Annotated in this window: 27 protein-coding genes; 16 read left to right on the top strand and 11 right to left on the bottom strand. The window is 62.4% G+C overall.

Going from position 1 to position 25,415, the window contains the following annotated elements; all coding sequences use genetic code 11:
- The first annotated feature begins 28 nt into the window (after window positions 1-28).
- Together NKH71_RS26155 and NKH71_RS26150 are read left to right on the top strand one after the other, a co-directional pair.
- Window positions 29-559 carry a hypothetical protein gene (locus NKH71_RS26155; protein ID WP_352789235.1) on the top strand — a complete coding sequence of 177 codons (531 nt, stop codon included), beginning with the start codon at window positions 29-31 and terminating at the stop codon, window positions 557-559.
- A gap of 74 nt (window positions 560-633) precedes the next feature.
- On the top strand, window positions 634-1,263 hold the full coding sequence (locus NKH71_RS26150) for a MarC family protein (protein ID WP_023717795.1): 630 nt from the start codon (window positions 634-636) through the stop codon (window positions 1,261-1,263).
- 8 nt (window positions 1,264-1,271) lie between these two features.
- Here the strand turns inward: NKH71_RS26150 and NKH71_RS26145 are convergent, their stop codons facing one another.
- Window positions 1,272-1,694, bottom strand: a complete 423-nt coding sequence (locus NKH71_RS26145) for an OsmC family protein (RefSeq protein WP_352482253.1) — start codon at window positions 1,692-1,694, stop codon at window positions 1,272-1,274.
- A 122-nt stretch (window positions 1,695-1,816) separates the two neighbouring features.
- Window positions 1,817-2,329 carry a single-stranded DNA-binding protein gene (locus NKH71_RS26140; protein ID WP_023717797.1) on the bottom strand — a complete coding sequence of 171 codons (513 nt, stop codon included), beginning with the start codon at window positions 2,327-2,329 and terminating at the stop codon, window positions 1,817-1,819.
- 208 nt (window positions 2,330-2,537) lie between these two features.
- Here NKH71_RS26140 and NKH71_RS26135 point away from each other — a divergent pair, with 208 nt between their 5' ends.
- From NKH71_RS26135 to NKH71_RS26095, 9 genes are all read left to right on the top strand, one after another.
- Window positions 2,538-2,927 (top strand): cupin domain-containing protein, encoded by a 390-nt coding sequence (locus tag NKH71_RS26135; protein WP_352587086.1) that lies wholly within the window; start codon window positions 2,538-2,540, stop codon window positions 2,925-2,927.
- Window positions 2,928-3,008: 81 nt separating this feature from the next.
- The gene (locus NKH71_RS26130; protein WP_023717799.1) at window positions 3,009-3,323 is read left to right on the top strand and encodes an ArsR/SmtB family transcription factor; all 315 of its coding nucleotides are present in this window, start codon (window positions 3,009-3,011) and stop codon (window positions 3,321-3,323) included.
- On the top strand, window positions 3,320-3,844 hold the full coding sequence (locus tag NKH71_RS26125; protein ID WP_352789233.1) for an SRPBCC family protein: 525 nt from the start codon (window positions 3,320-3,322) through the stop codon (window positions 3,842-3,844). The genes NKH71_RS26130 and NKH71_RS26125 overlap by 4 nt, the downstream gene beginning before the upstream one ends.
- 26 nt (window positions 3,845-3,870) lie before the next feature.
- Window positions 3,871-4,476: an ATP-dependent Clp protease proteolytic subunit gene (locus NKH71_RS26120; protein WP_352789230.1), complete on the top strand. Its 606-nt coding sequence runs from the start codon at window positions 3,871-3,873 to the stop codon at window positions 4,474-4,476.
- Window positions 4,477-4,560: 84 nt separating this feature from the next.
- Window positions 4,561-4,854, top strand: a complete 294-nt coding sequence (locus tag NKH71_RS26115) for a hypothetical protein (protein ID WP_352789227.1) — start codon at window positions 4,561-4,563, stop codon at window positions 4,852-4,854.
- A 697-nt stretch (window positions 4,855-5,551) separates the two neighbouring features.
- Window positions 5,552-8,473 (top strand): excinuclease ABC subunit UvrA, encoded by a 2,922-nt coding sequence (uvrA, locus tag NKH71_RS26110; protein ID WP_352789224.1) that lies wholly within the window; start codon window positions 5,552-5,554, stop codon window positions 8,471-8,473.
- Window positions 8,473-8,883, top strand: a complete 411-nt coding sequence (locus NKH71_RS26105) for a DUF302 domain-containing protein (RefSeq protein WP_352494577.1) — start codon at window positions 8,473-8,475, stop codon at window positions 8,881-8,883. Before uvrA ends, NKH71_RS26105 begins: the two co-directional genes overlap by 1 nt.
- A complete protein-coding gene (locus NKH71_RS26100) occupies window positions 8,880-9,350 on the top strand; it encodes a GNAT family N-acetyltransferase (protein ID WP_352494576.1) in 471 nt (156 codons plus the stop codon). Before NKH71_RS26105 ends, NKH71_RS26100 begins: the two co-directional genes overlap by 4 nt.
- A gap of 29 nt (window positions 9,351-9,379) precedes the next feature.
- The gene (locus NKH71_RS26095) at window positions 9,380-10,186 is read left to right on the top strand and encodes a DUF72 domain-containing protein (protein ID WP_352494575.1); all 807 of its coding nucleotides are present in this window, start codon (window positions 9,380-9,382) and stop codon (window positions 10,184-10,186) included.
- A gap of 45 nt (window positions 10,187-10,231) precedes the next feature.
- On the opposite strand, the gene NKH71_RS26090 is transcribed toward NKH71_RS26095, so the two are convergent.
- From NKH71_RS26090 to urtA, 6 genes are all read right to left on the bottom strand, one after another.
- Complete coding sequence (locus NKH71_RS26090) at window positions 10,232-10,432, bottom strand: hypothetical protein (protein ID WP_023717807.1); 201 nt, start codon at window positions 10,430-10,432, stop codon at window positions 10,232-10,234.
- A 206-nt stretch (window positions 10,433-10,638) separates the two neighbouring features.
- Entirely contained in the window at window positions 10,639-11,334 is a 696-nt protein-coding gene (gene urtE, locus NKH71_RS26085) for an urea ABC transporter ATP-binding subunit UrtE (RefSeq protein WP_126041867.1), read from the bottom strand.
- 70 nt (window positions 11,335-11,404) lie between these two features.
- Window positions 11,405-12,151: an urea ABC transporter ATP-binding protein UrtD gene (gene urtD / locus NKH71_RS26080; RefSeq protein ID WP_352789221.1), complete on the bottom strand. Its 747-nt coding sequence runs from the start codon at window positions 12,149-12,151 to the stop codon at window positions 11,405-11,407.
- A gap of 7 nt (window positions 12,152-12,158) precedes the next feature.
- The gene (gene urtC / locus NKH71_RS26075) at window positions 12,159-13,391 is read right to left on the bottom strand and encodes an urea ABC transporter permease subunit UrtC (protein WP_352494574.1); all 1,233 of its coding nucleotides are present in this window, start codon (window positions 13,389-13,391) and stop codon (window positions 12,159-12,161) included.
- On the bottom strand, window positions 13,388-15,004 hold the full coding sequence (gene urtB, locus NKH71_RS26070; protein ID WP_352789218.1) for an urea ABC transporter permease subunit UrtB: 1,617 nt from the start codon (window positions 15,002-15,004) through the stop codon (window positions 13,388-13,390). The genes urtC and urtB overlap by 4 nt, the downstream gene beginning before the upstream one ends.
- Window positions 15,005-15,104: 100 nt before the next feature.
- On the bottom strand, window positions 15,105-16,415 hold the full coding sequence (gene urtA / locus NKH71_RS26065) for an urea ABC transporter substrate-binding protein (protein WP_352448748.1): 1,311 nt from the start codon (window positions 16,413-16,415) through the stop codon (window positions 15,105-15,107).
- A gap of 300 nt (window positions 16,416-16,715) precedes the next feature.
- Between urtA and NKH71_RS26060 the strand changes: the two genes are divergently transcribed.
- Entirely contained in the window at window positions 16,716-17,111 is a 396-nt protein-coding gene (locus tag NKH71_RS26060) for a hypothetical protein (RefSeq protein WP_352482241.1), read from the top strand.
- A 51-nt stretch (window positions 17,112-17,162) separates the two neighbouring features.
- On the opposite strand, the gene NKH71_RS26055 is transcribed toward NKH71_RS26060, so the two are convergent.
- Window positions 17,163-17,873: a purine-nucleoside phosphorylase gene (locus NKH71_RS26055; protein ID WP_023717814.1), complete on the bottom strand. Its 711-nt coding sequence runs from the start codon at window positions 17,871-17,873 to the stop codon at window positions 17,163-17,165.
- 83 nt (window positions 17,874-17,956) lie between these two features.
- Window positions 17,957-20,530 carry a cell cycle histidine kinase CckA gene (gene cckA / locus NKH71_RS26050; RefSeq protein WP_352494572.1) on the bottom strand — a complete coding sequence of 858 codons (2,574 nt, stop codon included), beginning with the start codon at window positions 20,528-20,530 and terminating at the stop codon, window positions 17,957-17,959.
- Window positions 20,531-20,732: 202 nt separating this feature from the next.
- Here cckA and NKH71_RS26045 point away from each other — a divergent pair, with 202 nt between their 5' ends.
- Window positions 20,733-21,485 carry a flagellar biosynthetic protein FliO gene (locus tag NKH71_RS26045; RefSeq protein WP_031193614.1) on the top strand — a complete coding sequence of 251 codons (753 nt, stop codon included), beginning with the start codon at window positions 20,733-20,735 and terminating at the stop codon, window positions 21,483-21,485.
- Window positions 21,486-21,570: 85 nt separating this feature from the next.
- Here NKH71_RS26045 and dksA read toward each other — a convergent pair whose 3' ends face one another.
- Window positions 21,571-21,987, bottom strand: a complete 417-nt coding sequence (gene dksA / locus NKH71_RS26040; RefSeq protein ID WP_023717816.1) for an RNA polymerase-binding protein DksA — start codon at window positions 21,985-21,987, stop codon at window positions 21,571-21,573.
- Window positions 21,988-22,246: 259 nt separating this feature from the next.
- On the opposite strand from dksA, the gene NKH71_RS26035 reads away from it, so the two are divergent.
- The 3 genes from NKH71_RS26035 to NKH71_RS26025 all read left to right on the top strand — a co-directional run bounded on the left by NKH71_RS26035 (window position 22,247) and on the right by NKH71_RS26025 (window position 25,384).
- Window positions 22,247-22,750 (top strand): SixA phosphatase family protein, encoded by a 504-nt coding sequence (locus NKH71_RS26035; protein WP_023717817.1) that lies wholly within the window; start codon window positions 22,247-22,249, stop codon window positions 22,748-22,750.
- A gap of 64 nt (window positions 22,751-22,814) precedes the next feature.
- A complete protein-coding gene (locus NKH71_RS26030; protein WP_023717818.1) occupies window positions 22,815-24,293 on the top strand; it encodes a YcjX family GTP-binding protein in 1,479 nt (492 codons plus the stop codon).
- Window positions 24,290-25,384 (top strand): YcjF family protein, encoded by a 1,095-nt coding sequence (locus NKH71_RS26025; protein ID WP_023717819.1) that lies wholly within the window; start codon window positions 24,290-24,292, stop codon window positions 25,382-25,384. The genes NKH71_RS26030 and NKH71_RS26025 overlap by 4 nt, the downstream gene beginning before the upstream one ends.
- The last annotated feature ends 31 nt before the right edge of the window (window positions 25,385-25,415 follow it).

The raw sequence follows: 25,415 nt of genomic DNA, 5'->3' as shown, positions 1-25,415 counted from the left end.
GGTCTCCTGACAAGATGAGAGCGAAGCCATGTCCAATTCCTTTGCCAAGGCCCTGCACAGCGATGGGCCCGTACCGGCCCTTGCCGAGAAACTGAACCTTTATGGCCGCTTCGTCGGCGCCTGGACGTTCGACGCCACGCGCCATCTCGAGGACGGCCAGGTGCTGACCGGGCGCGGCGAAGTGCATTTCGGCTGGGTGCTCGAGGGCCGCGCGATCCAGGACGTATGGATCCTGCCCGCTCGCGACGCCGGCCCCTCGCCGTCGCTCGGCAAATGGACCTTCTATGGTACGACGTTGCGCGTCTATGACTCAGGCGTCGACGCCTGGCACATCTTCTGGAGCGACCCGCGCAACCAGTATTACAGCCGCCAGCTGGGCCGCGTCGAAGGCGACACGATCGTCCAATTGGGCGCAGACGGCACCGGCGCTTCGGTACGCTGGAGCTTTTCCCGGATCACCGGAGATTCCTTCCGCTGGCTGGGCGAGCGCTCATATGACGACGGCGCCACCTGGTGTGTCGAAGTCGAGTTTCTGGCGCGGCGCGCCGCCAGCCCCTGATCCGCACGGTTTCCACTGGCACCGCTTTGCTCTACCAATCCCGTTATCCGGCATTGCCGGCGGGGAGGGTCAGCATGCCGAGCTTCGACAGCCTGTTCAACGCCTTCGTCACCATACTGGTGACGATCGATCCGCCCGGCCTGGCGCCGCTCTTCCTCGCCGTGACCCGCGGCATGAACCGCGAGGAGCGCAACCAGGTCTCCGTGCGCGCCTCGGTCATCGCCTTCCTGGTGATGGCGTTGTTCGCAGTCGCCGGGGCGTCGATCCTGTCAGTCTTCGGCATCACCCTGCCGGCCTTCCGCGTCGCCGGCGGCTTTCTGCTGTTCTTCATCGCCTTCGAAATGGTGTTCGAGCGCCGGCAGGACCGCAAGGAGAAGATCGGCGATGTCGCCATCACCAGGGACATGATCCACAACATCGCCGCCTTTCCGCTGGCGATCCCGCTTATTGCGGGTCCCGGCGCGATTTCGGCGACCGTCCTGCTCTCAAGCTCGTTTCAGGGTTTTAGCGCGCAGACAGCACTTGTCGGCATCATCGCGATCTGCCTTGTCATCACCTACCTGGTGTTCGTGCTGTCAGAGCGCATCGACCGTATCCTCGGCCAGACCGGCCGTTCGATCCTCACGCGGCTGCTTGGCGTCATACTGGCGGCGCTCGCCGTGCAGTTCGTCGCCGACGGCATCAAGGCACTGATGGCGACGTAGGAACCGCCCTACTTCGCCGTCTCGATCACTTCGAAGTCATGGGTGATCACGGCGGTCTTGGCCATCATTGCCGAGGCCGAGCAGTATTTCTCGATCGAAAGCTCGATCGCGCGCTTTACCTTGTCGTGCGACAGCGCCCGGCCTTTGACGACGAAATGCATGTGGATGCGGGTGAACACCTTGGGATCGGCTTCTGCACGGTCGGCATCGAGTTCGACGACGCAATCTTCGACCGCCTCGCGCCCCTTTTCCAGGATATGGACCACGTCATAAGCCGAACAGCCGCCGGTGCCGATCAGCACCAGCTCCATTGGGCTCGGCCCCGGCGTCTTGCCCTCCGGCCCGAACGCAGTGCCTAGCACCAGCTTGTGCCCACTGGCGGACTCGCCGACGAAAGTGCGCTCCTCGACCCATTTGACCCTTGCTTTCACTGATCCGTCCTTTCACCGCTCAAACGCACAACGTCCCGAAAATCCAAGACAGATTTTCGGGACGCCATTTCGTGGCCAAGGTGCTGGCGCTTTTCGCCGCAAGGGCAGTCCGCCCCGAGAAATCAGAACGGGATTTCGTCGTCCAGTTCGCGCGACGAACCACCGCCGGTGCCCTTGTTGGCGCCACCGCGATTGAAACTTTCGCCCGGGCCGGACTGGCCGAAATCGGACCCGCGGCTGGCACCACCACCGGCATAGTTGCCGACCTGGCCGCCGCCCTCGCCCCGTGCATCGAGCATCTGCAGCTCGCCGCGGAATTTCTGCAGCACGATTTCGGTCGTATAGCGGTCATTGCCGGTTTGGTCCTGCCACTTGCGCGTCTGCAACTGGCCCTCGACGTAGACTTTCATGCCCTTCTTCAGATACTGCTCGGCCACCTTGGCGATCTGATCGTTGAAGATCACGACATTGTGCCACTCGGTCTTTTCCTTGCGCTCTCCGGACGTCTTGTCGCGCCAGCTTTCCGACGTCGCGATGCGGATGTTGACAACCGGGTCACCCGAATTCAGGCGGCGGATTTCAGGGTCCGCCCCGAGGTTGCCCACCAGAATGACCTTGTTGACGCTACCCGCCATGATACTTCTCCGCGCTCATCCGAAACCAGATTTCTGTCGCTGCACCTTACAGGCTATGGATAAGCCCTGCCTGCCGTCGCTGCCTTTTCCCACAACGTTTTTGTTCTCTTTTCGTTCTATAGTACAGGCCCTGCACTGTCAATAGTTGTCAGTAAGAAGTAGTGTCTTGGCGTCGAATTTCCACAGACCATGGGATCGAGGCGAACGCATGAAGACGGTCGCGCATGACGATCAGCCGCAAGAAGAATGGCGGGCGGGGGTAAAGACCCGAATGCATGTCTCGGCCCGCAACGGCGCAACTCAACTTTGCATATTCGAACAATGGGTCGAACCAGCGGTTGGCGCCCCGACACATTGGCACCCGGTCGAGGAAGTGCTTACCGTCATCGCTGGCAAGGCCGAGATGTGGATCGACGAAGAGCATGTCGTCTTGACTGCCGGACAGTCGCTTGTTGTTGCCGCGCGCAGGCGACATGGCTTCCGAAACGTCGGCTCCGAAATGCTTCATATCCATGCCGTGCTCGCGTCACCAGTTTTCGAGGCGACGTTCAACGGATCCCCTGACATGGTGAGACGCTGGCTTCCAGCGAGTTTGTAAAACCTCGCCCGTCTTAAAAAACACCGCCTGTCTTAAAAACACGGCTTGCCAAACCGATAAGTATCGACTTATGCTTTTGACATGATCGAAGCAGAGATTTTTCGGGCACTGGCCGATCCGACGCGTCGCGCCGTCTATGAGCGGCTCGCCGGCGGCGAGATGACGGTGTCGGAACTGCGCACTGGCATGCCGGTATCGCAGCCGGCGGTATCGCAACACCTCGCCGTGCTGCGCGGCGCCGGCCTCGTGGTCGAGCGCCGGGCCGGTCGCAACGCCTATTACCGCGCCGATCCGAAGGGGCTTGCGCCACTGCTCGGCTGGATCGAACGCTACCGCGCGTTCTGGCCAGAGCGCATCGAAAGGCTCAAGACGGTTTTGAAGGACATGGACCAATGACCAGCCGAGGCAAAGAACGCGCGGAAATGGCGGCAGACAAGATCGAGTTCGAGTGCGAGCTGCCGGAGCCGCCGGAAAAGGTGTGGCGGGCGCTGACGGTGCCGGACCTGCTCGCGGCCTGGATGATGCCGAACGACATTGAACCAAAGATCGGTAGCCGCTTTGCCTTTAAAGCGCCGGAGGCGCCGATCGAATGCGAAATCCTCGACGCCGATCCCGGACGGCTGCTGCGCTATTCCTGGCGGGAACGGCCGGCGCCCGGCGATACGCAGGCGCCGCACGGCAGCCCGGTGGACAGCCCAATGGACGACAGCCCGGTGGACAGCATCGTCACCTTTACGCTCGATCGCACCGTTTCCGGCGGCACGCATCTGCGCATCGTCCATGATGGTTTTGCTCGGGCAGCGATGCCGGAGATCGCGATGGCAGGCGCCGGCTGTCGGCTTTCGTTTGAAGCGCGCAATCCCAGGCACAAGCAGATCGCCGCCAACATCCCGCGCCTCTTCCTGCGCGCGGCCTGAACGACAATAGTCAACGGAGAGAAACGATGAGCGGCCTTGCCAATCTGGTGCCGATGGTGATCGAGCAGTCGAGCCGCGGCGAACGCGCCTTCGACATATTTTCGCGGCTGCTGCGCGAGCGCATCGTCTTCATCAACGGCCCGATCGACGACGGCACCTCGGCGCTGGTCTGCGCCCAGCTTCTGTCGCTGGAATCCGACAATCCCGACAAGGAGGTCTCGCTCTACATCAACTCGCCGGGCGGCGTGGTGACCAGCGGTTTCGCCATCTACGACACGATGCAGTACATCAGCTGCCCGGTCTCCACCGTTTGTATGGGCTTCGCCGCCTCGATGGCCTCGTTCCTCTTGATGGCGGGCACGCCGGGGCGGCGCATCGCATTGCCCAACGCCAGCATCGTGCTGCATCAGCCTCTCGGCGGTTTCCAGGGCCAGGCCTCCGACATCCAGCGCCATGCCGAGGGCATCCTTCGCACCAAGCGGCGCATGACCGATCTTTACGCCCAGCATTGCGGCCGCACCTACAAAGAAGTGGAACGCACGCTCGACCGCGACTTTTTCATGACCGCGCAGGAGGCCAAGGATTGGGGCCTCGTCGACCATGTTTTCGACACTCGCAAACAGGCCGCGTGAAGCACCTTCGAAGCGATATAAGGGCCGGCAACTTTCAGCGCCGCCGGTCTGGCTTCGGCGCTATCGCCGCACTATAGTCAGGTGATGACCGCCAGCCGTTCACCCAGCCTATACCTTGCCATTGCCGCCATTGTGGGCACGAACATGCTGGTGGGCACGGCATTTGCCCAAGATAATTCGACGTCGGCGCAAAGGGGCGCCCTGCCCGGTGTGACCAGCGACTATCGCATCGCCGAGCCAGCGCTGCAGCCCGAGCCCGACGGGGCGGTTCCCAGCAGCGGCTACGGCACATTCAAGATCGGCGATACCGAAGTTCGGATTTCCGGTAGCATCACCATCGATGTCGCCACCGGCGGGATCAGGCCTCCCAGCCGCTAAGTTCGCCTGGTATGCACCACAAATGTGCGCTTCAAACGAACAGCCCCGCCATTGCTTGTGCAACTGACGGGGCTTCTTGGATCTAAAATCCAAATTGCCGGGAGTGTACTGCCGGCTTTTTATTTCGGATGCTTCGCGGCATTCAGCCGACGATCCGACTAGCAGTCTCTGATTGTTGTGGGGATCGGCAAGTCAACGTTGGCAGATAGCGCAAAACGCCTGACCTGGCCACTTATACCTGCCGCGGCTCCAGCGACACGTGGAGCCTCAAGGAACTATCCGGTGGAGTCATGCCTCTGCACTCCTTCTGTTCATTGTGACTGTCGTCGTCGAAGCGCTCATCGCATAACCCGCGGCGTCTCGCAGGCTAGCCCCAGGCCGCGAGGCCATCGAAAGACGGCCGGCTTCGTTGACGTTTGGAGTCTGCCCCCGTGACGCATGGACGTCAACCTTGAATAGCCGATTACCGAAAAATGTGATCGCGAGACGCTTTGTGAAGCCGGCTGTACGGGCAGCTTTTGTCAGGAGCGTGTTCGGCCTTTGTTCTTTCCGCTTGCCCGTTCGCGCGAAAGGCGGTTAAACGCTTTGGTCGAGAGTTGTGGCGTCTCTCGAAAAGGCGGCGAAATTACCTACATAGGGGATGGTCGGGAAAACCCGCCCATCCCACGAATTCCAGATTCTGAGGCGGCGACCGGCGATGGCCGACCATAAATATCTCTCCATTCGCGGGGCACGCGAACACAATCTGAAGAATGTCGATCTCGACCTGCCGCGTGACAGCCTGATCGTCATGACCGGGCTGTCGGGGTCCGGCAAGTCGTCGCTTGCCTTCGACACCATCTATGCCGAAGGCCAGCGCCGCTATGTCGAGAGCCTTTCGGCCTACGCACGGCAATTCCTCGAGATGATGCAGAAGCCGGACGTCGACCAGATCGACGGCCTGTCGCCGGCCATCTCCATCGAGCAGAAGACCACCTCGAGGAACCCGCGCTCGACGGTCGGCACCGTCACCGAGATCTACGATTATATGCGGCTTTTGTTCGCCCGCGTCGGCATCCCCTATTCGCCGGCCACCGGCCTGCCGATCGAGAGCCAGACGGTTTCGCAGATGGTCGACCGGGTGCTTGCGGTCGAAGAGGGCACCCGGCTGTTCATCCTGGCACCGATGGTGCGCGGCCGCAAAGGCGAGTACCGCAAGGAACTGCTCGAGCTGCAGAAAAAGGGTTTTCAGCGCGTCAAGGTCGACGGCGTCTTCTACGAGATCGCCGACGTGCCGGCGCTGGACAAGAAGTACAAGCACGACATCGACGTCGTCGTCGACCGCATCGTCGTGCGCGGCGATCTGGCGACGCGGCTCGCCGATTCCATCGAGACCGCGCTGAAGCTGGCCGACGGGCTGGCGGTGGCGGAATTTGCCGACAAGCCGCTCGACGCCAGCCAGACCGGCGAGGATTCGGTCAACAAGTCGAAGAACGAGACGCATGAGCGCATGCTGTTCTCGGAAAAATTCGCCTGCCCGGTGTCCGGCTTCACCATTCCCGAGATCGAGCCCAGGCTGTTCTCGTTCAACAATCCGTTCGGCGCCTGCCCGACCTGTGACGGGCTCGGCAGCCAGCGCGCCATTGACGCCAGCCTGGTCGTGCCCGACGAGAATGTCTCGCTGCGTGCCGGCGCCGTCAGCCCGTGGGCGAAGTCGACCTCACCCTATTATGCGCAGACGCTGGAAGCGCTGGGCGTTGCCTATGGCTTCAAGCTCGGCGACAAGTTCAAGGATTTGAGCGAAGAGGCAAAGCAAGCGATCCTGCACGGCACTGGCGAGCGCGAAATCGCCTTCCAGTATGATGACGGGCTGCGCTCCTACAAGACGACCAAGACCTTCGAGGGCGTCATCCCCAATCTCGAGCGCCGCTGGAAGGAAACCGAATCCGCCTGGATGCGCGAGGAGATCGAGCGCTTCATGTCGGCCACGCCCTGCCCGGCCTGCCGCGGCTACCGGCTGAAGCCCGAGGCGCTCGCAGTCAAGATCGCCGGCAAGCACATTGGCGAGGTCACCGAGCTGTCGATCCGCAAGGCTGACCAGTGGTTCACCGATTTGCCTGCTTCGCTTAACGACAAGCAGAACGAGATCGCAGTGCGCGTGCTCAAGGAAATCCGCGAGCGGCTGCGCTTCCTCAACGATGTCGGTCTCGACTATCTGACGCTGTCGCGCAACTCCGGCACGCTGTCGGGCGGCGAGAGCCAGCGCATCCGCCTCGCTTCGCAGATCGGCTCCGGCCTGACCGGCGTGCTCTACGTGCTCGACGAGCCGTCGATCGGCCTGCATCAGCGCGACAATGCCCGCCTGCTCGACACGCTGAAGCATCTGCGCGACATCGGCAACACGGTCATCGTCGTCGAGCACGACGAGGATGCCATCCTGCATGCCGACTACGTCGTCGATATCGGCCCGGCCGCCGGCATCCATGGCGGTCACATCATCGCCCAGGGCACACCGCAGCAGATCATGGCGACGCCCGCCTCGATCACCGGCAAATATCTGTCGGGCGAGCTCGAAGTGGCGACGCCTGCGGTTCGGCGCGAGGCGAAAAAGAACCGCCGGCTGAAGATCGTCGGCGCGCGCGGCAACAATCTGAAGAACGTCACCGCTGAAATCCCGCTCGGCACGTTTACCGCCGTCACCGGCGTGTCCGGCGGCGGCAAGTCGACCTTCCTGATCGAGACCTTGTTCAAGGCGGCGTCACGCCGCATCATGGGCTCGCGTGAGCATCCTGCCGATCACGACCGCATCGAAGGGCTGGAATTCCTCGACAAGGTCATCGATATCGACCAGTCGCCGATCGGGCGCACCCCGCGCTCCAACCCTGCAACCTATACCGGCGCCTTCACGCCGATCCGCGACTGGTTCGCCGGCCTGCCGGAGGCCAAGGCGCGCGGCTACCAGCCGGGCCGTTTCTCGTTCAACGTCAAGGGCGGCCGCTGCGAGGCCTGCCAGGGCGACGGCGTCATCAAGATCGAGATGCATTTTCTGCCCGACGTCTATGTCACCTGTGATGTCTGCCACGGCAAGCGCTACAACCGCGAGACGCTCGACGTGCTGTTCAAGGGCAAGTCCATCGCCGACGTGCTCGACATGACGGTCGAGGAAGGCGTCGATTTCTTCGCCGCCGTGCCCGGCGTGCGCGACAAGCTGGAGACGCTGAAACGGGTCGGCCTCGGCTACATCCATGTTGGCCAGCAGGCGACGACTTTATCGGGCGGCGAAGCGCAGCGCATCAAGCTCGCCAAGGAACTGTCGCGCAAGGCAACCGGCAAAACGCTCTACATCCTCGACGAACCGACCACCGGCCTGCATTTCCACGATGTCGCCAAGCTGCTTGAAGTGCTGCACGAGCTGGTCGACCAGGGCAACACGGTCGTCGTCATCGAGCACAATCTAGAGGTGATCAAGACCGCTGACTGGGTTCTCGATCTTGGCCCCGAAGGTGGTGACGGCGGCGGCGAGCTGGTGGCGTCCGGCACGCCGGAGGACATCGTTCGCGAAAAGCGCAGCTATACCGGGCAGTTCCTGAGGGAATTGCTGGAGCGGCGCCCCGGAGGCAAGCGCGAAGCGGCGGAGTGATGGCAAAGAACGGTCTCATCACGGTCCAAAGCAGCTTCGGCGTGGCCGAAACCATCGATCGCCTGGTCGAGACTGTGGAACGTGCAGGATTGCTGGTCTTCGCCCGCATTGACCACGCCGCCGGTGCGCGCAATGTCGAAACATCACTGCGTCCAACCCAGCTCCTGATTTTCGGCAATCCCAAAGGCGGTACGCCACTGATGCAGGACCGGCAGCTTGCCGGCATCGATCTGCCGGTCAAGGCGCTGGCTTGGGAGGACGAGCAAGGCACGGTCTGGCTCTCCTACAATGACGCACACTGGCTGGCGGAACGCCACGGCTTGGGCGACGCTAGTCGCAATGCCGTCGCTGCGATCGCCGCCGGCATGGACAAGGTGATTGCGGCCGCTGCCGGCGCGGGCCAGTTTTGATCATGAGAGCCGCTCGGGCCGATGATCTCCCTACGGTGATCTCGCTCACCACCGACGCCTACGCGCCCTACACTGCCCTGTTCGGAGCGCCGCCGATCCCCGTCACCGAGGACTATGCGCCGCGCATAGAACGCGGCGAGGTCTGGCTTTCGGAGCAGTACGGACAGCCGGCCGGCCTGATCGTTCTCGAACGGCACGATGACCACACAGTGATCTTCAGCGTCGCCGTTGCGCCCGCCTTTCAAGGCAAGGGTTTCGGCATAGCGCTGCTCGACTGGGCCGAGCAACAGACGCGCCTGTGGAGCTTGCCTGAAATCCGACTCTACACCAATTCCAGAATGGAACGGAACGTTTCGTTGTATAAGGCCTACGGCTTTCGCGAAACGGGTCGCCGGCCCAATCCATATCGGCCAGGATGGACGGTCGTCGACATGGCGAAAGCCGTCGAGACGACCGCCATCGCGTGATCCTTTTTCTGCAAACCGGGAGGACTACCATGACTCAATCAGGAACAATCCGCGCTGGCATGGGCGGCTGGACCTTCGAGCCCTGGGACACGTCCTTCTACCCGGACAAATTGTCGAAGGCCAAGCAGCTGAATTACGCCAGCCGGCAGGTGCCGACCATCGAGGTCAACGGCACCTATTATTCGAGCTTCAAGGAGCCGACCTTCGTCAAATGGGCCAACGAGGCGCCGGATGGTTTCGTCTATTCGCTGAAGGGCAACCGCTTCGTCACCAACCGCCGCGTGCTCGGCGAGGCCGGCGAATCGGTGATGCGCTTCCTCGGGTCGGGCGTCGCGGCACTTGGCGACAAGCTTGGGCCGATCCTGTGGCAGTTCGCGCCGACCAAGCGGTTCGACCCGGACGACTTCGAGGCGTTCCTCAAGCTATTGCCGGAGAAGCAGGACGGCGTTGCGCTGCGCCACGCGGTCGAGGTGCGCAATGACAGCTTCGTCGTGCCCGAGTTCGCCGCCTTGGCACGCAAGCACAAGGTCGCGATCGTTTTTGCTGATCATGCTAAATATCCAGCGATTGCCGACGTCACCGGCGATTTCATCTATGCGCGGCTGCAGACCGGCAGCGACGACAATCCCGATTGCTATACGCCCAAGGCGCTCGACGAATGGGCGGCCCGCGCCAAGACTTGGGCGCAGGGCAAGGTACCGGCCGAGCTGCCGCGCGCCGATCCTTCGACCGACGCGCCGGTCAAGCCACGCGACGTGTTCGTCTACTTCATCACCGAGGGCAAGGTCCGCGCTCCATTCGGCGCCATCGCGCTGATGAAGCGGGTCGCAGGCTGACGCCCCGCTGTCGGCGGTCCGGCTGGCCGGCTCCTAGATTACCGCCTATGCGGCGCGCTCGTCCGGACGCCGATCAACCCTGACGATCTCGTTGAAAGCATCGAGATCGACATAGAAGACCTTGGTGATCTCCGCGATAAGTTCGTCGTGTTCATATCCCTGCGATTTCAGAATATTGATGGCGGTTATGATGTCGACACGCTCCGTGAGCCGTCGTTTCTGGTAGTCCTCGACATAGCGCTCCATCGTCTGGCCCTGGCTCCCAAGCACCCGAAATGTTGGACGACAACAGATCGCTGGAGGGAGCGGCTTGCGCGCAAGCGGCCCGCGCCTTCCCCTGATCTGCCAATTTGGAACTGGTACGGAAAGCGGCCGACTCACCAAGGCCAAGCAAAATCTAGCACGCAATCTTCGGCGCGCCAGAGTTGCAAAGTAATAGAATCAATAAGAATTCAGACGGTCAGGAATTTCCGCACGTCCGCCCGGTCGAGATCCTCGGCGGGGCCGGTATGGACGATCTGGCCGCGGTCCATGATATTGACCTCGTCGGCCAATTCCCGGCAGAAATCGAGATATTGTTCGACCAAAAGCACGGCAATGCCGGCTTGGTCGCGCAGATAGCGGATGGCGCGGCCGATATCCTTGATGATCGACGGCTGGATGCCTTCGGTCGGCTCGTCGAGCACCAGCAGTTTCGGCCGCATCACCAGTGCCCTGCCGATGGCAAGCTGCTGCTGCTGGCCGCCGGACAGATCGCCGCCGCGGCGCGCGAGCATCTGCTTCAGCACCGGAAACAGCTCGAAGACGTGACCGGGAATGTTGCGGTCGGCGCGCTTCAGCGGCGCGAATCCCGATTCGAGGTTTTCCCGCACCGTAAGCAGTGGAAAGATCTCCCTGCCCTGCGGCACGAATGCGATGCCCGACCGGGCGCGATCATACGCCGCGCTCCGGTCGAGCGCCTTCCCCTCGAAGGCAACACTTCCGCTCGTCAGCCGGTGATGGCCGACGATCGATCTCATCAAACTGGTTTTGCCGACGCCGTTGCGGCCGAGCACACAGGTGATCTTGCCGGCGCCGGCCTTTAGCGAGACGCCGCGCAGCGCCTGGGCGGCGCCGTAATGCAGCGTGGCATTGGAGACTTCGAGCATGGTCAGCGCTTTCTCCAACGCCTGAAAAACGAAAGGTCGAAATGATGGAACGGAACGCGCCAGACCATGCTCATCTCCCCAGGTAGACTTCGACGACGCGCTCGTCGGCCGAAACGAAGTCGAGCGAGCCCTCGGAAAGTACCGAGCCTTCGTGCAGGCAGGTAACCTTGACGCCGAGCTCGCGCACGAAATGCATGTCGTGCTCGACGACGATGATCGAATGGTCGCGCGCGATGTCTCTAAGCAGCCGCGCGGTTTCCTCAGTCTCGGCGTCTGTCATGCCGGCAACCGGTTCGTCGACCAGCAGCAGCTTCGGATCCTGCGCCAAAAGCATGCCGATCTCGAGCCATTGTTTTTGGCCATGGCTCAAATTGGCGGCGAGTTCGTCGCGCTTGTCGCCAAGCCGGATGATGCCGAGAATGTCGTCGATCTGCCGCGCTTCCGCGGCCGAGCGACGATGGAACAGTGCCGGGAAGATCGAGCGCGGGCCTTTCAGCGCCAGCATCAGATTGTCCTCGATCGTGTGGCTTTCGAAGACGGTCGGCTTCTGGAATTTACGGCCGATGCCCATCATGGCGATTTCGGCCTCGTCGTGTTTAGTCAGGTCGACCTCGCCGTCGAAGAAGACCTCGCCCGCGTCGGGCCGCGTCTTGCCGGTGACGATGTCCATCATCGTCGTCTTGCCGGCGCCGTTGGGGCCGATGATCGCCCGCATCTCGCCCTTGTCGAGCACCAGCGACAGGTTGTTGATGGCGCGAAAACCATCGAAGGAAACCGACACGCCGTCGAGATAGAGGATGGTGTTGCTCTTCGACATCAGGCCATCACTCCGCCGGCTGCGGTTCGGCACCGGAGGCCGACCAGTCGCCCGGCCTTCTCGCCGCCGAGCGATCGGTTTTCGGCGGCACCGGCGTGTCAGGATCGGTGCCGGCTTCCTCGGCAATCGAGGCTGCCCGCAGCGCCTTGGCATTGCCGCGCCAGGAATCCCACATGCCGATGATGCCCTTGGGCAGGAACAGCGTGACGGCGACAAACAGGCCGCCCAGCGCAAACAGCCAGAACTCTGGCAGCACGCCGGTGAACCAGGATTTACCGGCATTGACCAGAAGCGCGCCAATGATCGGTCCGACGATGGTGCCGCGCCCGCCGACGGCCGCCCACACCACCACCTCGATCGAATTGGACGGCTCGAACTCGCCAGGGTTGATGATGCCGACCTGCGGCACGTAAAGCGCACCGGCGATGCCGGCCATCACCGCCGACACGGTGAAGGCGAACAGTTTGACGTTCTCTGCCCGCCAGCCGAGAAAGCGCGTGCGGCTTTCGGCGTCGCGCACCGCCATCAAAAGCTTGCCGTATTTGGAACCGACGATTGCCCAGGTGACGAAGACGGCAAACGCGAGCATGACGGCGCTGGCCGCGAAAAGCGCCGAGCGTGTCATGTCGGCCTGCACGTTGAAGCCTAGAATGTCCTTGAAATCGGTCAGGCCGTTATTGCCGCCGAAACCCATGTCGTTGCGGAAAAAGGCAAGCAGCAGCGCATAGGTCATCGCCTGGGTGATGATCGACAGATAGACGCCGGTGACGCGGCTGCGGAACGCAAACCAGCCGAAGACGAAGGCGAGCAGGCCGGGCACCGCAAGCACCATGACCGCCGCGAACCAGAAATGGTCGAAGCCATACCAGAACCACGGCAATTCCTTGTAGTTCAGGAACACCATGAAGTCGGGCAGCAGCGGATTGCCGTAGACGCCTCGCGAGCCGATCTGGCGCATCAGGTACATGCCCATCGCATAGCCGCCGAGCGCGAAGAAGGCGCCGTGGCCGAGCGAGAGGATGCCGCAATAGCCCCAGACGAGATCGAGCGCCAAGGCGAGCAGTGCGTAGCAGAGATATTTGCCGGTGAGCGCCACGATATAAGACGGCACGTAGAAGGAACTTGTCGGCGAGACCGCAAGGTTGAGCAGCGGCACGACGATGGCGGCCGCCAGCAGGACGAAGATGGTGATGGCGACGCGACGATCGGCGCCGGCGGCAAAGAAACGTCCCGTGATCATGCTTCCACCGACCTGCCCTTGAGCGCAAACAAGCCGCGCGGGCGTTTCTGGATAAACAGGATGATCAGCACCAGGACGACGATCTTGCCGAGCACCGCTCCGGCATAAGGTTCGAGGAACTTGTTGACGATGCCGAGCGAGAAGGCGCCGACCAGCGTGCCCCAGAGATTGCCGACACCGCCGAAGACGACGACCATGAAGCTATCGATGATGTAGCCACGACCGAGATTGGGCGAGACGTTGTCGATCTGGCTGAGCGCGACACCGGCTATGCCGGCAATGCCGGAGCCGAGTGCAAACGTCAGGGCGTCGACCCACGGCGTCCTGATGCCCATCGAGGCGGCCATGCGGCGGTTGGCGGTGACGGCACGCATCTGCAGCCCCCAAGGCGTGCGCTTCATCACGTAGAGCAGCACCGCGAACACGCCAAGCGCGAATACCAGGATCCAGAGCCGGTTCCATGTCACGGCAAGCTGGCCGATATTGAACGGGCCGGACATCCATGACGGGTTGCCTACCTCCTGGTTGGTCGGCCCGAAGATGGTGCGTACGGCCTGCTGTAGGATCAGCGACACACCCCATGTCGCCAGCAGCGTCTCCAGCGGCCGGCCGTAGAGGAAGCGGATCAGCCCGCGCTCAATGACAAGGCCGACGAGCGCCGCCACTAGGAAGGCCAGCGGCAAGGCGATGACCAGCGACCAGTCGAACAGACCGGGAAAGAAATTCCGGATCACCTCCTGCACGACGAAGGTCGTGTAGGCACCGAGCATGACCATCTCGCCATGCGCCATGTTGATGACGCCCATGACGCCGAAGGTGATGGCCAGGCCAATCGCCGCCAGCAGCAGCACCGATCCGAGCGATATGCCGTACCAGATATTCTGGCCGGCATCCCACAGCGCCAGCGTCGAATTGATATTGGCGATCGCAGCCGTCGCCGCGTCCTTCACCGCACCTTCGGAATTGGCCTCTACAGACGTGAGCAGCGACACCGCATCGCGGTCGCCGCGCGCGCCGATGAGAGCGATAGCCGCCAGTTTGTCGGCCTCCGGCCTGTCGGAAACGAGAACCGACGCGGCGCGGGCATGTTCGAGCAGCGCCTTGACGCTTGCCACGCTCTCATTGGCGATGGCGGTGTCGAGCGGCTCGATGTTTGCCGCGTCCGGCGTCTTGAACATGGTGTCGGCGGCGGCAATGCGCACGGCCGGGTCCTTGGAGCCAAGCGTCAGTGTGCCCAGCGCGTCGCGGATGACGCGGCGCAGCGTGTTGTTGACTTTGATCTTGGTGATGTCGGCCTTGGCAGCTTCGCCCGATTTTTCGCCGGTGAGCGCATCGAGCAGCTCAATACCGTCGCCGCTCTCCTTGCCGACAAAGACCAGTGAATCGGCCTTGCGGACGTAAAGGCTGCCCTCCGCAAGCGCGGCAAGCGGCCGTTCGACGGCCGGATCGCCGGAAGCCGCAAGCTCGCGCACGACGGCTTCGATCGCCGGAAAATTGGCGGCAGTGGCGAATTTGGCGATGACGGCGCGCAGATCTGCTTCGCTGGCGTTCGACGGCAGCAGCGCCCCCAGGAGGAGCAGCAGCATCAGGCCAATCGCGCGGATCAGGATCATCGGTTTCTGGTGGCTCTTGGAGGTTGAATGTCGCCTCCGGGCAGGCTGGAGAAGGAGCCCGCCCGGAGGCTTTGCGGTCTGGGAGGACAGACCGGGAGGATTAGTTGGTTCCCTTGCCGCCGCATTTGCCGGTGGCAACGTTGAAGTTGCCGCAGGATAGAGGCGCGCGCCAATCGGAGATCAGGTCCTTGGAATCAGGCAGGTAGTCGGACCACTCGTCGCCCATCACCAGGCCCGGCGTCTGCGAGACGGTTTCGAACTGGCCGTCGGCCTGGATTTCGCCGATCAGCACCGGCTTGGTGATATGATGGTTCGGCATCATGGTCGAATAACCGCCGGTCAGGTTCGGCACCGAGACACCGACCATGGCGTCGATGACCTTGTCCGGATCGGTGGTACCGGCCTTCTCTACCGCCTTCACCCACATGTTGAAGCCGATATAGTGGGCTTCCATTGGGTCGTTGGTGGTGCGCTTGTCGTTCTTGATGAATTTGTGCCAATCGGCGATGAACTTCGCGTTCTCGGGCGTGTCGACGCTCTCGAAATAATTCCAGGCGGCGAGATGGCCGACGAGCGGCGCGGTGTCGAGACCGGCAAGCTCTTCCTCACCAACCGAGAAGGCCATGACCGGAATATCCTCGGCCTTGATGCCCTGATTGCCGAGTTCCTTGTAGAACGGCACGTTGGCGTCGCCGTTGACGGTCGAGACGACAGCGGTCTTCTTGCCAGCCGAGCCGAACTTCTTGATTGCCGAGACTTCGGTCTGCCAGTCGGAGAAGCCGAACGGCGTATAGTTGACCATGATGTCTTCGGCAGCAACGCCCTTCGCCTTCAGATAGGCTTCAAGAATTTTGTTGGTGGTGCGCGGATAGACATAGTCGGTGCCTTCGAGCACCCAGCGCTTCACCGAACCGCCATCCTCGCTCATCAGATAGTCGACCGCGGGAATGGCTTGCTGGTTCGGCGCCGCACCGGTGTAGAACACGTTGCGCTCGCTCTCCTCGCCCTCATATTGAACCGGGTAGAACAGGATGTTGTCGAGTTCGCTGAACACCGGCAGCACCGATTTGCGCGACACCGAGGTCCAGCAGCCGAACACCGCCGCGACCTTGTCCTTCGAGATCAGCTCGCGCGCTTTTTCTGCGAACAGCGGCCAGTTGGAAGCCGGATCGACGACCACCGCCTCGAGCTTCTTGCCGAGCAGGCCACCCTTGGCATTCTGCTCTTCGATGAGCATCAGCATGGCGTCCTTTAGCGTCGTCTCCGAGATCGCCATGGTTCCCGACAGCGAATGGAGGATGCCGACCTTGATGGTGTCGTCGGCCGCCTTGGCGGGAATGCTCATCAGCAGGCCGGCGGTGACCACGCCGGCCGAAAACATTTTTGTTATTGTCGAGAAACTGCCCCTCATGCTTTTAAACTCCCAAGCTGGTTACTGCATCGGAACAGACCATGCAACGGCTGTGCCAATTGCCGGAGCAAGATCGGAAGATCTGAGATTTCCCAGCTCTGTCAGTCGGTTAATGTATTAGGCGCAGGAGATGAACCTCGCCTCCCAGGTTCGAACTGAGAAAAGATCACCCGTATCAGCCTAAGTTTTACTCATGTACGGGCCAATGCCCGAATTTTGAGCAGCATCACAAGAGCACTGGCGAGGATTGCAGCGCCGCAGCGAAATGGGGCAAGTTCGAACCCTTAAACGAGCGACGCCATGGCCTTCCGAACGTCTTGCATTTTCATCACCATGCTTCTGCTGGCGACGACGACTGTAGCGCGCGCCGGCTTCAGCGACGGCAAGCTGCCGGACGGCCCCTATCATTGCGAAGTCTATCTGCTTGGCATGTTCCTCAGCCTCGGCGACATCACCATCAAGGGAAACGTCTATAGCGGTCCGGTGAGCTTCGGCACCGCGCGGCAGAGTTATAACTACCAGATGGATGCAGACGGGGTGATCACTTGGCTGGGTCCGCTGGGCGGCTACACCAGCGGCGGCAACTCGATCTCGCTTACGCAAGCGACGCTGGAAAGCGGAACCACCCCCTCCTTCGACATCATCATGAAGCAGCCGGACGGTGCCTTTACCGCCTCGACCTGCACCAAACGTTGAAAAAAATATGCGCAACCTCGTGAGAATTAGCACCGGAAGGCAGAGAGCCGCCTAGCTCTCCGCCGCCACGTCGAGCGCCAGCCGGGTCATATTGGTGAAAAGCCCCTGGCGTTCTGCATAGTCGGTCTGCTCGCCGGTTGCCACATTGTCGACGACGGTCAGGATCGACAGTGCCCGGGCACCAAAATCGGCCGCGATGCGGTAGAGCGCGCTGGTTTCCATGTCCACGGCGAGCGCGCCCTGTGCCTGCGCTTCGGCAAAGCGCTCACGCCCCTGCGGATGATAAAAAATATCGCTGCAGATGGTCAGGCCGGCCCGCTGGTCGATGCCGAGTTCGGCGGCCCGGGTCAACGCCTGGGCCAACAATGCCGGATCGGGGCTGGCGTTGGCACGATAGAGCCCGAAACTCTGAACGCTTTCTGAGCTTTCACCGCGCACCGATTGCGCGATCACCAGACTGCGCAGCGCCAGCTCGGCGGTCAGCCCGCCGCAGGTGCCGGTGCGGATCAGTGTTTTCGCACCATAGAAATCCAGCAGCTCGTGCACGTAGACCAGGAATGACGGGACGCCGATGCCGGTGGACTGGATGCTGATAGGCTTGCCGCGAAACAGGCCGGTAAAACCAAGCGCGCCGCGGCGGCGGTTGACGCAGCGCGGCGCCTCCAGAAAAGTCTGCGCCATCCATTCTGCGCGCTGCGGATCGCCCGGCAGCAGCACCGTGCTTGCGTAGTCGCCCTTGCTGGCCTCGTTGTGTGGCGTCACGGCATGCTTTCCAAAACCCGTCGCCCGTTTCGCCTGCAATCATGGCAGTCTCACGGCATTGCGCAAGCGGAGCATTGGAAGGGTCAGGATTCCAGCATGTCCTTGACGATCGTGGCCAATTGCTTGAGCGAAAACGGCTTGGGCAAAAAGCCGAAATGTGCGTCGGCCGGCAAGTTCTTGGCGAATGCGTCTTCCGCATATCCGGACACGAAGATGAACTTGATGTCGGGCTGCCGCTTGCGCAATTCGCCAAGCAGCGTCGGGCCGTCCATTTCCGGCATCACCACGTCTGAGACCACGATGTCGACCTTGCCGCCGAGCGCTTCGTAGACTTCAAGCGCCTCGACGCCCGACGACGCCTCGTGGACGGTGTAGCCGCGCGACTTTAGTGCACGCATGCCGCCCATGCGTACGGCGTCCTCGTCCTCGACCAGCAGCACCGTGGCCGAGCCCGACAGATCCTTGGCTGAGTCGGCGATCTTGGCAGGTGCGGCCGGCACTTCTCCAGCCTCGCCCGCCTTCCTTGCCTCCGCAATGTGCCGCGGCAGGAAGATGCGGAACAGGGATCCCTTGCCGACTTCGGAATCGCAGAAGATGAAGCCGCCTGTCTGCTTGATGATGCCATAGACCATGGACAGGCCGAGGCCCGTTCCCTTGCCAACCTCCTTTGTCGTGAAGAAGGGCTCAAAGATCTTTTTCAGCACATCAGGCGCGATACCGCTGCCGCTGTCCTCGACCTCGACCAGCACATAGTCGGCCGGAGTAAGTTCGCGATAGGAAAAGGTCTTGCATTCCCCGGCGCTGACGTTGCGGGTGCGAACGGTGAGGTCGCCGCCGGCCGGCATCGCATCGCGCGCATTGACCGCCAGATTGACCACCACTTGCTCGAACTGCCCGATATCGACCCTGACCGGCCACAGGTCGCGGCCATGGTCGATCTTGAGCTTGATATCGTTGCCGACCAGACGGGCAAGCAGCATCCTTAGGTCGGCGAGCACGTCGGTCAGGTTGAGCACCTCCGGTCGCAGCGTCTGCTTGCGCGAGAAGGCCAGCAACTGCCGCACCAGCGAGGCCGCCCGGTTGGCATTCTGCTTGATGTTCATGATGTCCGGGAACGACGGATCGGACGGCCGGTGGTTGGTCAAAAGCAGGTCTGAGGCCATGATGATGGCGGTCAGCACATTGTTGAAATCATGCGCGATGCCGCCGGCGAGCTGGCCGACCGCCTGCATCTTCTGGCTCTGCGCCATCTGGCCCTCGAGGGCCTTTTGCTCGGTGGTCTCGACGGCATAGACGATGGCCGATTCCTCGGCGCCCTCGCCGCCGGTGCCGTCTGCGACCGCATTGACGTAGAAGCGTATGTGTCGTTCCTCATTGCCGGGCAGCACCGTATCGATCGGCTCGATATCAGCCTGTTGCTGGCGTGCCTTTTCGAACGCCGCGGCGAAGGCCGGCCGGTCGCGCTCGTGGATCACCGTATCCAGCCGCACACGCCGATCGACCGCGTCGCGGTCGACGACCGAGGAAAATAGCGACAGGAACGGCGCATTGGTGCGCAGGATGCGACCGGCATGGTCGACGCCGGCAATCGCCATCGGCGTCGAGTTGAAGAATCGCGTGAAGCGTATTTCCGAGGCGCGAAGGTCGGCCGAAGCGTCCTCGCCTTGCGTCCGGTTGAGCACGATGGTGCGAGTCGGGCCGTTGAGCCCCTCTCGGCTGGCCGAAACACGATGCATGAAGCGCACCGGCAACGCCTCCCCGGTCATCGTCGTCAGATCGAGATCGATAACGGCATTGCGCGTGGTACCCGCGTCGGCCTTGACCGAACGGACCAGCGCCATGCCGTCGCCGGCGACGATCTCCGGCAGCGTGATGGCGCCGGGGGTGAAGCTGGCCAGGTCGATGCCCAGCCACTCCGCAAGGGTCGCGTTGATATAGGTGACGCGGCCTTCCTGGTCGGCCGAAAAGAAACCGGCCGGCGCGTGGTCGAGGTGATCGATGGCCTTTTGCAGGTCGAGAAAGAACCGCTCCTGCTCGGCCCGTTCCCGCGAGATATCAGCAAGCTGCCAAGCAAGCATGGGCAGCCGCTGGCCTGGAACGCTGAACGCGCGGGCCCGGACGCGGTACCAGCGCGCGCCCGATTCGGCGCCTGGCCGAATGGACTGCGCGAGCCGAAACTCGCCGTCGCCCGCCTGGCCGTCGCGCAGGCCTGACGCCAGCCGGTATATGGTCACTGAGGCCTCGGGAACGTCTGAAAGCAAACCTTCGACCGTCTTGAGGTCGGCGGCCGACTCGGCGCCAGTCATGTCGGCATAGGTCCGGTTGGCGTAGATGATCCGGCCTTTGGTATCGGTGACCAGGAGGCCTTGCGACATCGAATCGACGAAAGCTTTCGACAGTTCGTCGCTTGTCGAGCGCGGCGTGACGTGCACGAAGCCGATCGCAGTGGCGAACAGAAAGCCGACGCCGATCATCGCCAACACGCCAAGCATGCCGAGCAGGAATGGGTCGCCAAGTCGCTCGCGGAAAAGGCCGAAGACGATCGCTGCCCCCGTCAGGACGACGATGAAGACGATGAGCCGGGTGACCGCGCCCGGTCGCGTGTTCTGGTCGACGATAGGTACCGGATAGAAATCGCCGCGCGCTTCCTTGGCCATGTTCCCCCTGCTCGTGAATTCCGGTGTCGGTTGAATCATATTCTCAGGGTCGGGAAAAGGCCCGGCGGCAAATGTCCGCTAAAAAGACGCCGTTCCGCTCCCGGTGTTTCAAGCTGTTCACGAAGCGTGAAAGGCAACTTGCGGTGGCCTGCCGCAACAGTCTAGTGTCGCGTCTCTTCGAAAGCTGATTTTGGGGGAACCAATGCTGCAATGGCTGGATGGCGTGGCGGGTCCTGGTTATGCCGCGGCAATCCTGTGGACGTTTGCAGTACTTGTCCTTCTGCTCATCATTCTTCTTATCATCAGGCTGGTCCGCAGCCTGACCTTCGGAACATTCGTCGCCGGCGGCAGGAACCGCAAGACGCGGCTGGCGGTCATGGATGCCACAGCGGTCGACAGTCACCGGCGGCTGGTGCTGGTGCGCCGCGACGATATCGAGCACCTGCTCTTGATCGGTGGTCCGACCGACGTCGTCGTCGAGCGCGACATCAGGCTCTCGGCGCTGCGCCGCCCGGCATTGACCGGAGATAACAGCCACCAGCCGGCAGCAAGATCGGCTCAGACCACAGCCGCGCCGGTGAGGCAAGCGCCGCCGCAGGCGGCAAGCGTAGCCGCAACCCCTGTCCGAGCCCGCCAGACGGCGACAATGCCGGCAACAATGCCGGCACCGGCGCCGAAACCGCCATCGAACGTCACACCGTTGCCAAATTATGGATCCGTCAACGCCAATGCTTCACGGCATGCGCCGCCGCCGACAAGACAGGACTCCCCGGCAAGATACGAGCCGCCGGCACAGCACGAGTCGATCGACGATGCGCTGATGAAGGAGCTGGAGGTTTCCCTCGACGAGCCACGCTTCAGCCAAACGCCGAGCAAGCCGGTGGCGAAGGCATCGCCCTCTCTCGACGACGAGATGACGAAGCTCCTCGGCGAGTTGTCCAATCAGAAAAGATAGGCTGATAGCGAACGGCCAATGAAAATGGCCGGAAAACCGGCCATTTTGAACGCTTTACCGATGCCGCTCTGTTTTTCCCGCCGACTCAGTCGTCGCGGTACACCTTCTCGCGCCGCTCATGGCGCTCCTGTGCCTCGATCGACAAGGTCGCGATCGGGCGCGCGTCGAGCCGCTTCAGCGCGATCGGCTCGCCTGTTTCCTCGCAATAGCCGTAGGTGCCTTCGTCAAGGCGCTGGAGGGCGGAATCGATCTTCGAGATGAGTTTTCGCTGGCGATCGCGGGCGCGAAGTTCGATGGCGCGGTCGGTTTCTGAGGAAGCCCGATCGGCGAGATCGGGATGGTTGGCGTTTTCCTGCTGCAGGATTTCGAGAGTTTCGCGCGCTTCGCGCAAGATGTCGTTCTTCCAGGTGACGAGCTTCAGGCGAAAGTAGGATTTCTGCCGCTCGTTCATGAACGGCTCGTCTTCGGAGGGTACGTAATCGGCGGTAACGATGTCGTTCATTCGACTCACCCAACAAACCCCAAATTTGGCGCCTATATATTCGCGGACCGAAAACTGCACAAGGTCAATCGACGACTGTTTCACGCAATTGTTAGTCCCGGACAAACGGCATCCGCGATGCCCTTTTTGCGAAGAATACGACCGAATTCATACATGATTCGCTATGCTTGAAGGACGCTTGCCATTGCGCACGGAGCTCTTCTGATGGCAAATCCTGCGGCGTATTGACGGGTTCGGTGCCCGGCACAACGGGGATCCGGTGACCAGACTTTACCTGCTGAGGCATGCGAAGGCCGGCTGGGCGCTGCCCGGCGTCGCCGACTTCGACCGCCCGCTCTATACATCTGGCTTCGCCGATGCCGAAGCGATGGGCGTGCTGATGCGTTCTCGCAAATACGTACCGGGCCTCACCCTGTGCTCAAGCGCCAGGCGTGCCCGCCAGACGCTGGAAAGCTTAGCTGGCCATACGGACACGGGCCGGGTGCTGTTCTTTGACGCGCTCTACAACGACGATGCCGCCGCGTACCTCGCTGCCGTCCGGCAGAATGGCGGGCTGGACGCCCTGCTCGTCATTGGCCACAATCCGATGATTGAGGATCTCGCCATGGCGCTCTCAGGCGACGGCAACGAGACCGCGCGGGCCATGCTGAACCACGGCTTCCCGACCTCCGCACTTGCGGTGGTCCGGTTCAACGGCAGTCTTGCGGAGGCTGCGCCTGGCGCCGGCTATCTCGAAGCCTTCCTGACGCCTGCCGATATCTGAGGCCATTTCAAAGCCGCGCCTCAAAGCCTATATCGGTGGCTGACCGGCCCCGCGAGAACAGATTTTGGCATCATCGCTGACGACTTTCACCGACGAGGCGAAGATCGCCTTGGATACGTTGTCAGGCCGCGCTGCCGGGCTTTTCGCTCCGTCGCTGCGTCTTGGCGTGACCGGGCTGTCCCGCGCCGGCAAGACGGTGTTCATCTCGGCCCTTGTGCACAATCTGGTCCATGGCGGACGCTTGCCGCTGTTTGAGGCACAAAAATCGGGGCGCATCGCCAGGGCCTTTCTCGAAGAGCAGCCGGACGACGCCGTACCACGCTTCCAGTACGAGGATCACATCGCGGCTCTTGTCGACGACCGTGTCTGGCCGGACTCGACGCGTGCGATTTCCGAACTGAGGCTCACCATCGAATACGAATCGGCCTCCGGTTGGAGCCGCATGTTTTCCGCCGGCAAATTGTCCGTCGACGTCGTCGATTATCCCGGCGAATGGCTGCTCGACCTGCCGCTGCTCGGCAAGTCCTACGCCGATTTTTCGCGTGAGGCCTTCGAGATGGCCGTGTTGCCGGTGCGTGTCGATCTTTCGCGGGAATGGCAGGCGCTCTCTGCCTCCGTCGACCCCAACGACGACGCCGACGAGATGACGGCGCGCCGTCTCGCCGAGAGCTTCGCCGCCTACCTCAAGGCCTGCAAGCTTGACGAGCGGGCGCTTTCGACCCTACCGCCCGGCCGCTTCCTGATGCCCGGCGATCTTGAAGGATCGCCGGCGCTGACCTTTGCGCCGCTGCCGAAACTCGGCCTCGGGCGCGCCCGCTCCGGATCGCTGCAGGCGATGATGGAGCGGCGCTACGAGGCTTACAAGACGTATGTCGTCAAACCGTTCTTTCGCGAACACATCACGCGCCTCGACCGGCAGATCGTGCTCATCGACGCCTTACAGGCATTGAACGCCGGCCCCGGTGCTATGGCCGATCTGGAACGCGCGGTCACCGAAATCCTGTCCTGTTTCCGGCCCGGCCGGGGCAACTTCCTGACCGACCTGTTTTCAAGACGCATCGACCGCATATTGGTGGCCGCGACCAAGGCCGACCATCTGCACCACGAAAGCCACGACCGGCTGCAGGCGATCGTGCGGCGGCTTGCCGACCGCGCCGTGGCGCGGGCGAATTTCACTGGTGCCGACGTCGACGTCGTCGCCATGGCGGCCATGCGCGCGACTCGGGAAGGCACGGTCAAGCAGGGCCGTGAGACTTTGCCGGTCATTATCGGCACGCCATTGCGTGGCGAAAAAATCAATGGCGAAACCTTTGACGGAAAGACCGAAACAGCCATATTTCCCGGTGATTTGCCGGAGAAAGTTGATGCGGTGTTCGATGGTTTCGAATCGAAGCACCAGCAGAACGATGACGACCCGGCGATCCGCTTCGTGCGCTTTCGCCCGCCGAAACTCGAGCGCACGGCCGAGGGCGTGACGCTGTCGCTGCCGCATATCAGGCTCGACCGCGCGGTGCAGTTCCTGATCGGAGATCATCTCGCATGAGCGCGCCCCGCAGACCGGCGGCCTTTCGCATCGAGCCGGAGCCCCAGCCGAAGGTAGATCCGACGGCTCGCCATTCCGGGGCCGAGGCCGCGCCGGCGCGAAAGCCGCGTAACGTGAAGGCGGATCTTGCCGTGGTCACACCGGCGGAGATCGACGTCTTCGACGAGCCTGATGTCGTCGCTGCCGAACCGCCGCCGGCGATTGCGCCGCGAAAACGTTCGCTGCTTGGCTGCCTGTTCTTCGGCGCGCTGGGCGTTCTGGTTTCGCTCGCCCTTGGCCTCTGGACCGACCAGCTGATTCGCGACCTGTTCGAGCGCGCCGAGTGGCTGGGCTGGCTGGCGGCCGGAATGGCATTGATCGCCATCCTGGCGCTTGTAGTCATCCTTATCCGCGAATTCGTGGCGATTGCTCGCCTCGCCGAGGTCGAAAAGTTGCAGAAGCGGGCGCTCGATGCGATTGCCCGCGATGATCCGAAGGCCGCCCGCGCCGTGGTCGACGAGTTGTCGGCATTTGTCGCGGCCAAGCCCGAAACCGCGGCCGGCAGGCGCTCGCTGGCCGAATTGCGCGGCGAGATCATCGATGGCGGCAATCTGGTGCGGCTGGCCGAGACCGAGATCCTCGGCCCGCTCGATGCCCGCGCCAAGATGATGATCCTCGAAGCGGCGAAGCGCGTGTCCCTGGTGACCGCGGTCAGTCCGCGCGCGCTGGTCGACGTCGCTTATGTCGTGTTCGAAGCCGGCCGGCTGATTCGCCGTCTGTCGGAGCTCTATGGCGGCCGCCCCGGCACGCTAGGCTTTTTTCGCCTGGCGCGCAGCGTTCTCGCCCATCTCGCGGTCACTGGGTCGATCGCCGTCGGCGACAGTTTCGTCCAGCAGATCGTCGGCCATGGCCTTGCGGCTCGGCTCTCGGCCAAGCTCGGCGAAGGCGTCGTCAACGGCATGATGACGGCGCGCATCGGCATTGCAGCGATGGAAACGGCAAGGCCCCTGCCCTTTAACGCCGTCAGGCGTCCAGGATTGGGCGATTTCCTTTCCGCGCTGACCTCCTTTGCGGCAAAGAAAGAAAAAGAAACATCCGCTTCCGAGACGTGACTACCGCCTTGGGGTGACAAAGCATTAACCA

This window comes from Mesorhizobium sp. M0983 (assembly GCF_040318975.1).
Lineage (GTDB): Bacteria > Pseudomonadota > Alphaproteobacteria > Rhizobiales > Rhizobiaceae > Mesorhizobium.
The sequence above is the reverse complement of the archived record's forward strand: the minus strand, read 5'-3'. Positions and strand labels throughout refer to the sequence as shown.

Bases quoted from the DNA above. Each gene is read 5' to 3' on its own strand.
- urtA (WP_352448748.1), bottom strand. From the start codon at position 16,415: ATGAGGGGCAGTTTCTCGACAATAACAAAAATGTTTTCGGCCGGCGTG.
- uvrA (WP_352789224.1), top strand. From the start codon at position 5,552: ATGGCCGACCATAAATATCTCTCCATTCGCGGGGCACGCGAACACAAT.
- NKH71_RS26045 (WP_031193614.1), top strand. From the start codon at position 20,733: ATGCTGCAATGGCTGGATGGCGTGGCGGGTCCTGGTTATGCCGCGGCA.
- NKH71_RS26115 (WP_352789227.1), top strand. From the start codon at position 4,561: ATGACCGCCAGCCGTTCACCCAGCCTATACCTTGCCATTGCCGCCATT.
- NKH71_RS26060 (WP_352482241.1), top strand. From the start codon at position 16,716: ATGGCCTTCCGAACGTCTTGCATTTTCATCACCATGCTTCTGCTGGCG.
- NKH71_RS26140 (WP_023717797.1), bottom strand. From the start codon at position 2,329: ATGGCGGGTAGCGTCAACAAGGTCATTCTGGTGGGCAACCTCGGGGCG.
- urtC (WP_352494574.1), bottom strand. From the start codon at position 13,391: ATGATCACGGGACGTTTCTTTGCCGCCGGCGCCGATCGTCGCGTCGCC.
- NKH71_RS26135 (WP_352587086.1), top strand. From the start codon at position 2,538: ATGAAGACGGTCGCGCATGACGATCAGCCGCAAGAAGAATGGCGGGCG.
- NKH71_RS26095 (WP_352494575.1), top strand. From the start codon at position 9,380: ATGACTCAATCAGGAACAATCCGCGCTGGCATGGGCGGCTGGACCTTC.
- NKH71_RS26105 (WP_352494577.1), top strand. From the start codon at position 8,473: ATGGCAAAGAACGGTCTCATCACGGTCCAAAGCAGCTTCGGCGTGGCC.
- NKH71_RS26120 (WP_352789230.1), top strand. From the start codon at position 3,871: ATGAGCGGCCTTGCCAATCTGGTGCCGATGGTGATCGAGCAGTCGAGC.
- NKH71_RS26150 (WP_023717795.1), top strand. From the start codon at position 634: ATGCCGAGCTTCGACAGCCTGTTCAACGCCTTCGTCACCATACTGGTG.
- NKH71_RS26155 (WP_352789235.1), top strand. From the start codon at position 29: ATGTCCAATTCCTTTGCCAAGGCCCTGCACAGCGATGGGCCCGTACCG.
- cckA (WP_352494572.1), bottom strand. From the start codon at position 20,530: ATGGCCAAGGAAGCGCGCGGCGATTTCTATCCGGTACCTATCGTCGAC.
- urtD (WP_352789221.1), bottom strand. From the start codon at position 12,151: ATGTCGAAGAGCAACACCATCCTCTATCTCGACGGCGTGTCGGTTTCC.
- NKH71_RS26090 (WP_023717807.1), bottom strand. From the start codon at position 10,432: ATGGAGCGCTATGTCGAGGACTACCAGAAACGACGGCTCACGGAGCGT.
- NKH71_RS26125 (WP_352789233.1), top strand. From the start codon at position 3,320: ATGACCAGCCGAGGCAAAGAACGCGCGGAAATGGCGGCAGACAAGATC.
- NKH71_RS26025 (WP_023717819.1), top strand. From the start codon at position 24,290: ATGAGCGCGCCCCGCAGACCGGCGGCCTTTCGCATCGAGCCGGAGCCC.
- dksA (WP_023717816.1), bottom strand. From the start codon at position 21,987: ATGAACGACATCGTTACCGCCGATTACGTACCCTCCGAAGACGAGCCG.
- urtB (WP_352789218.1), bottom strand. From the start codon at position 15,004: ATGATCCTGATCCGCGCGATTGGCCTGATGCTGCTGCTCCTCCTGGGG.
- NKH71_RS26130 (WP_023717799.1), top strand. From the start codon at position 3,009: ATGATCGAAGCAGAGATTTTTCGGGCACTGGCCGATCCGACGCGTCGC.
- urtE (WP_126041867.1), bottom strand. From the start codon at position 11,334: ATGCTCGAAGTCTCCAATGCCACGCTGCATTACGGCGCCGCCCAGGCG.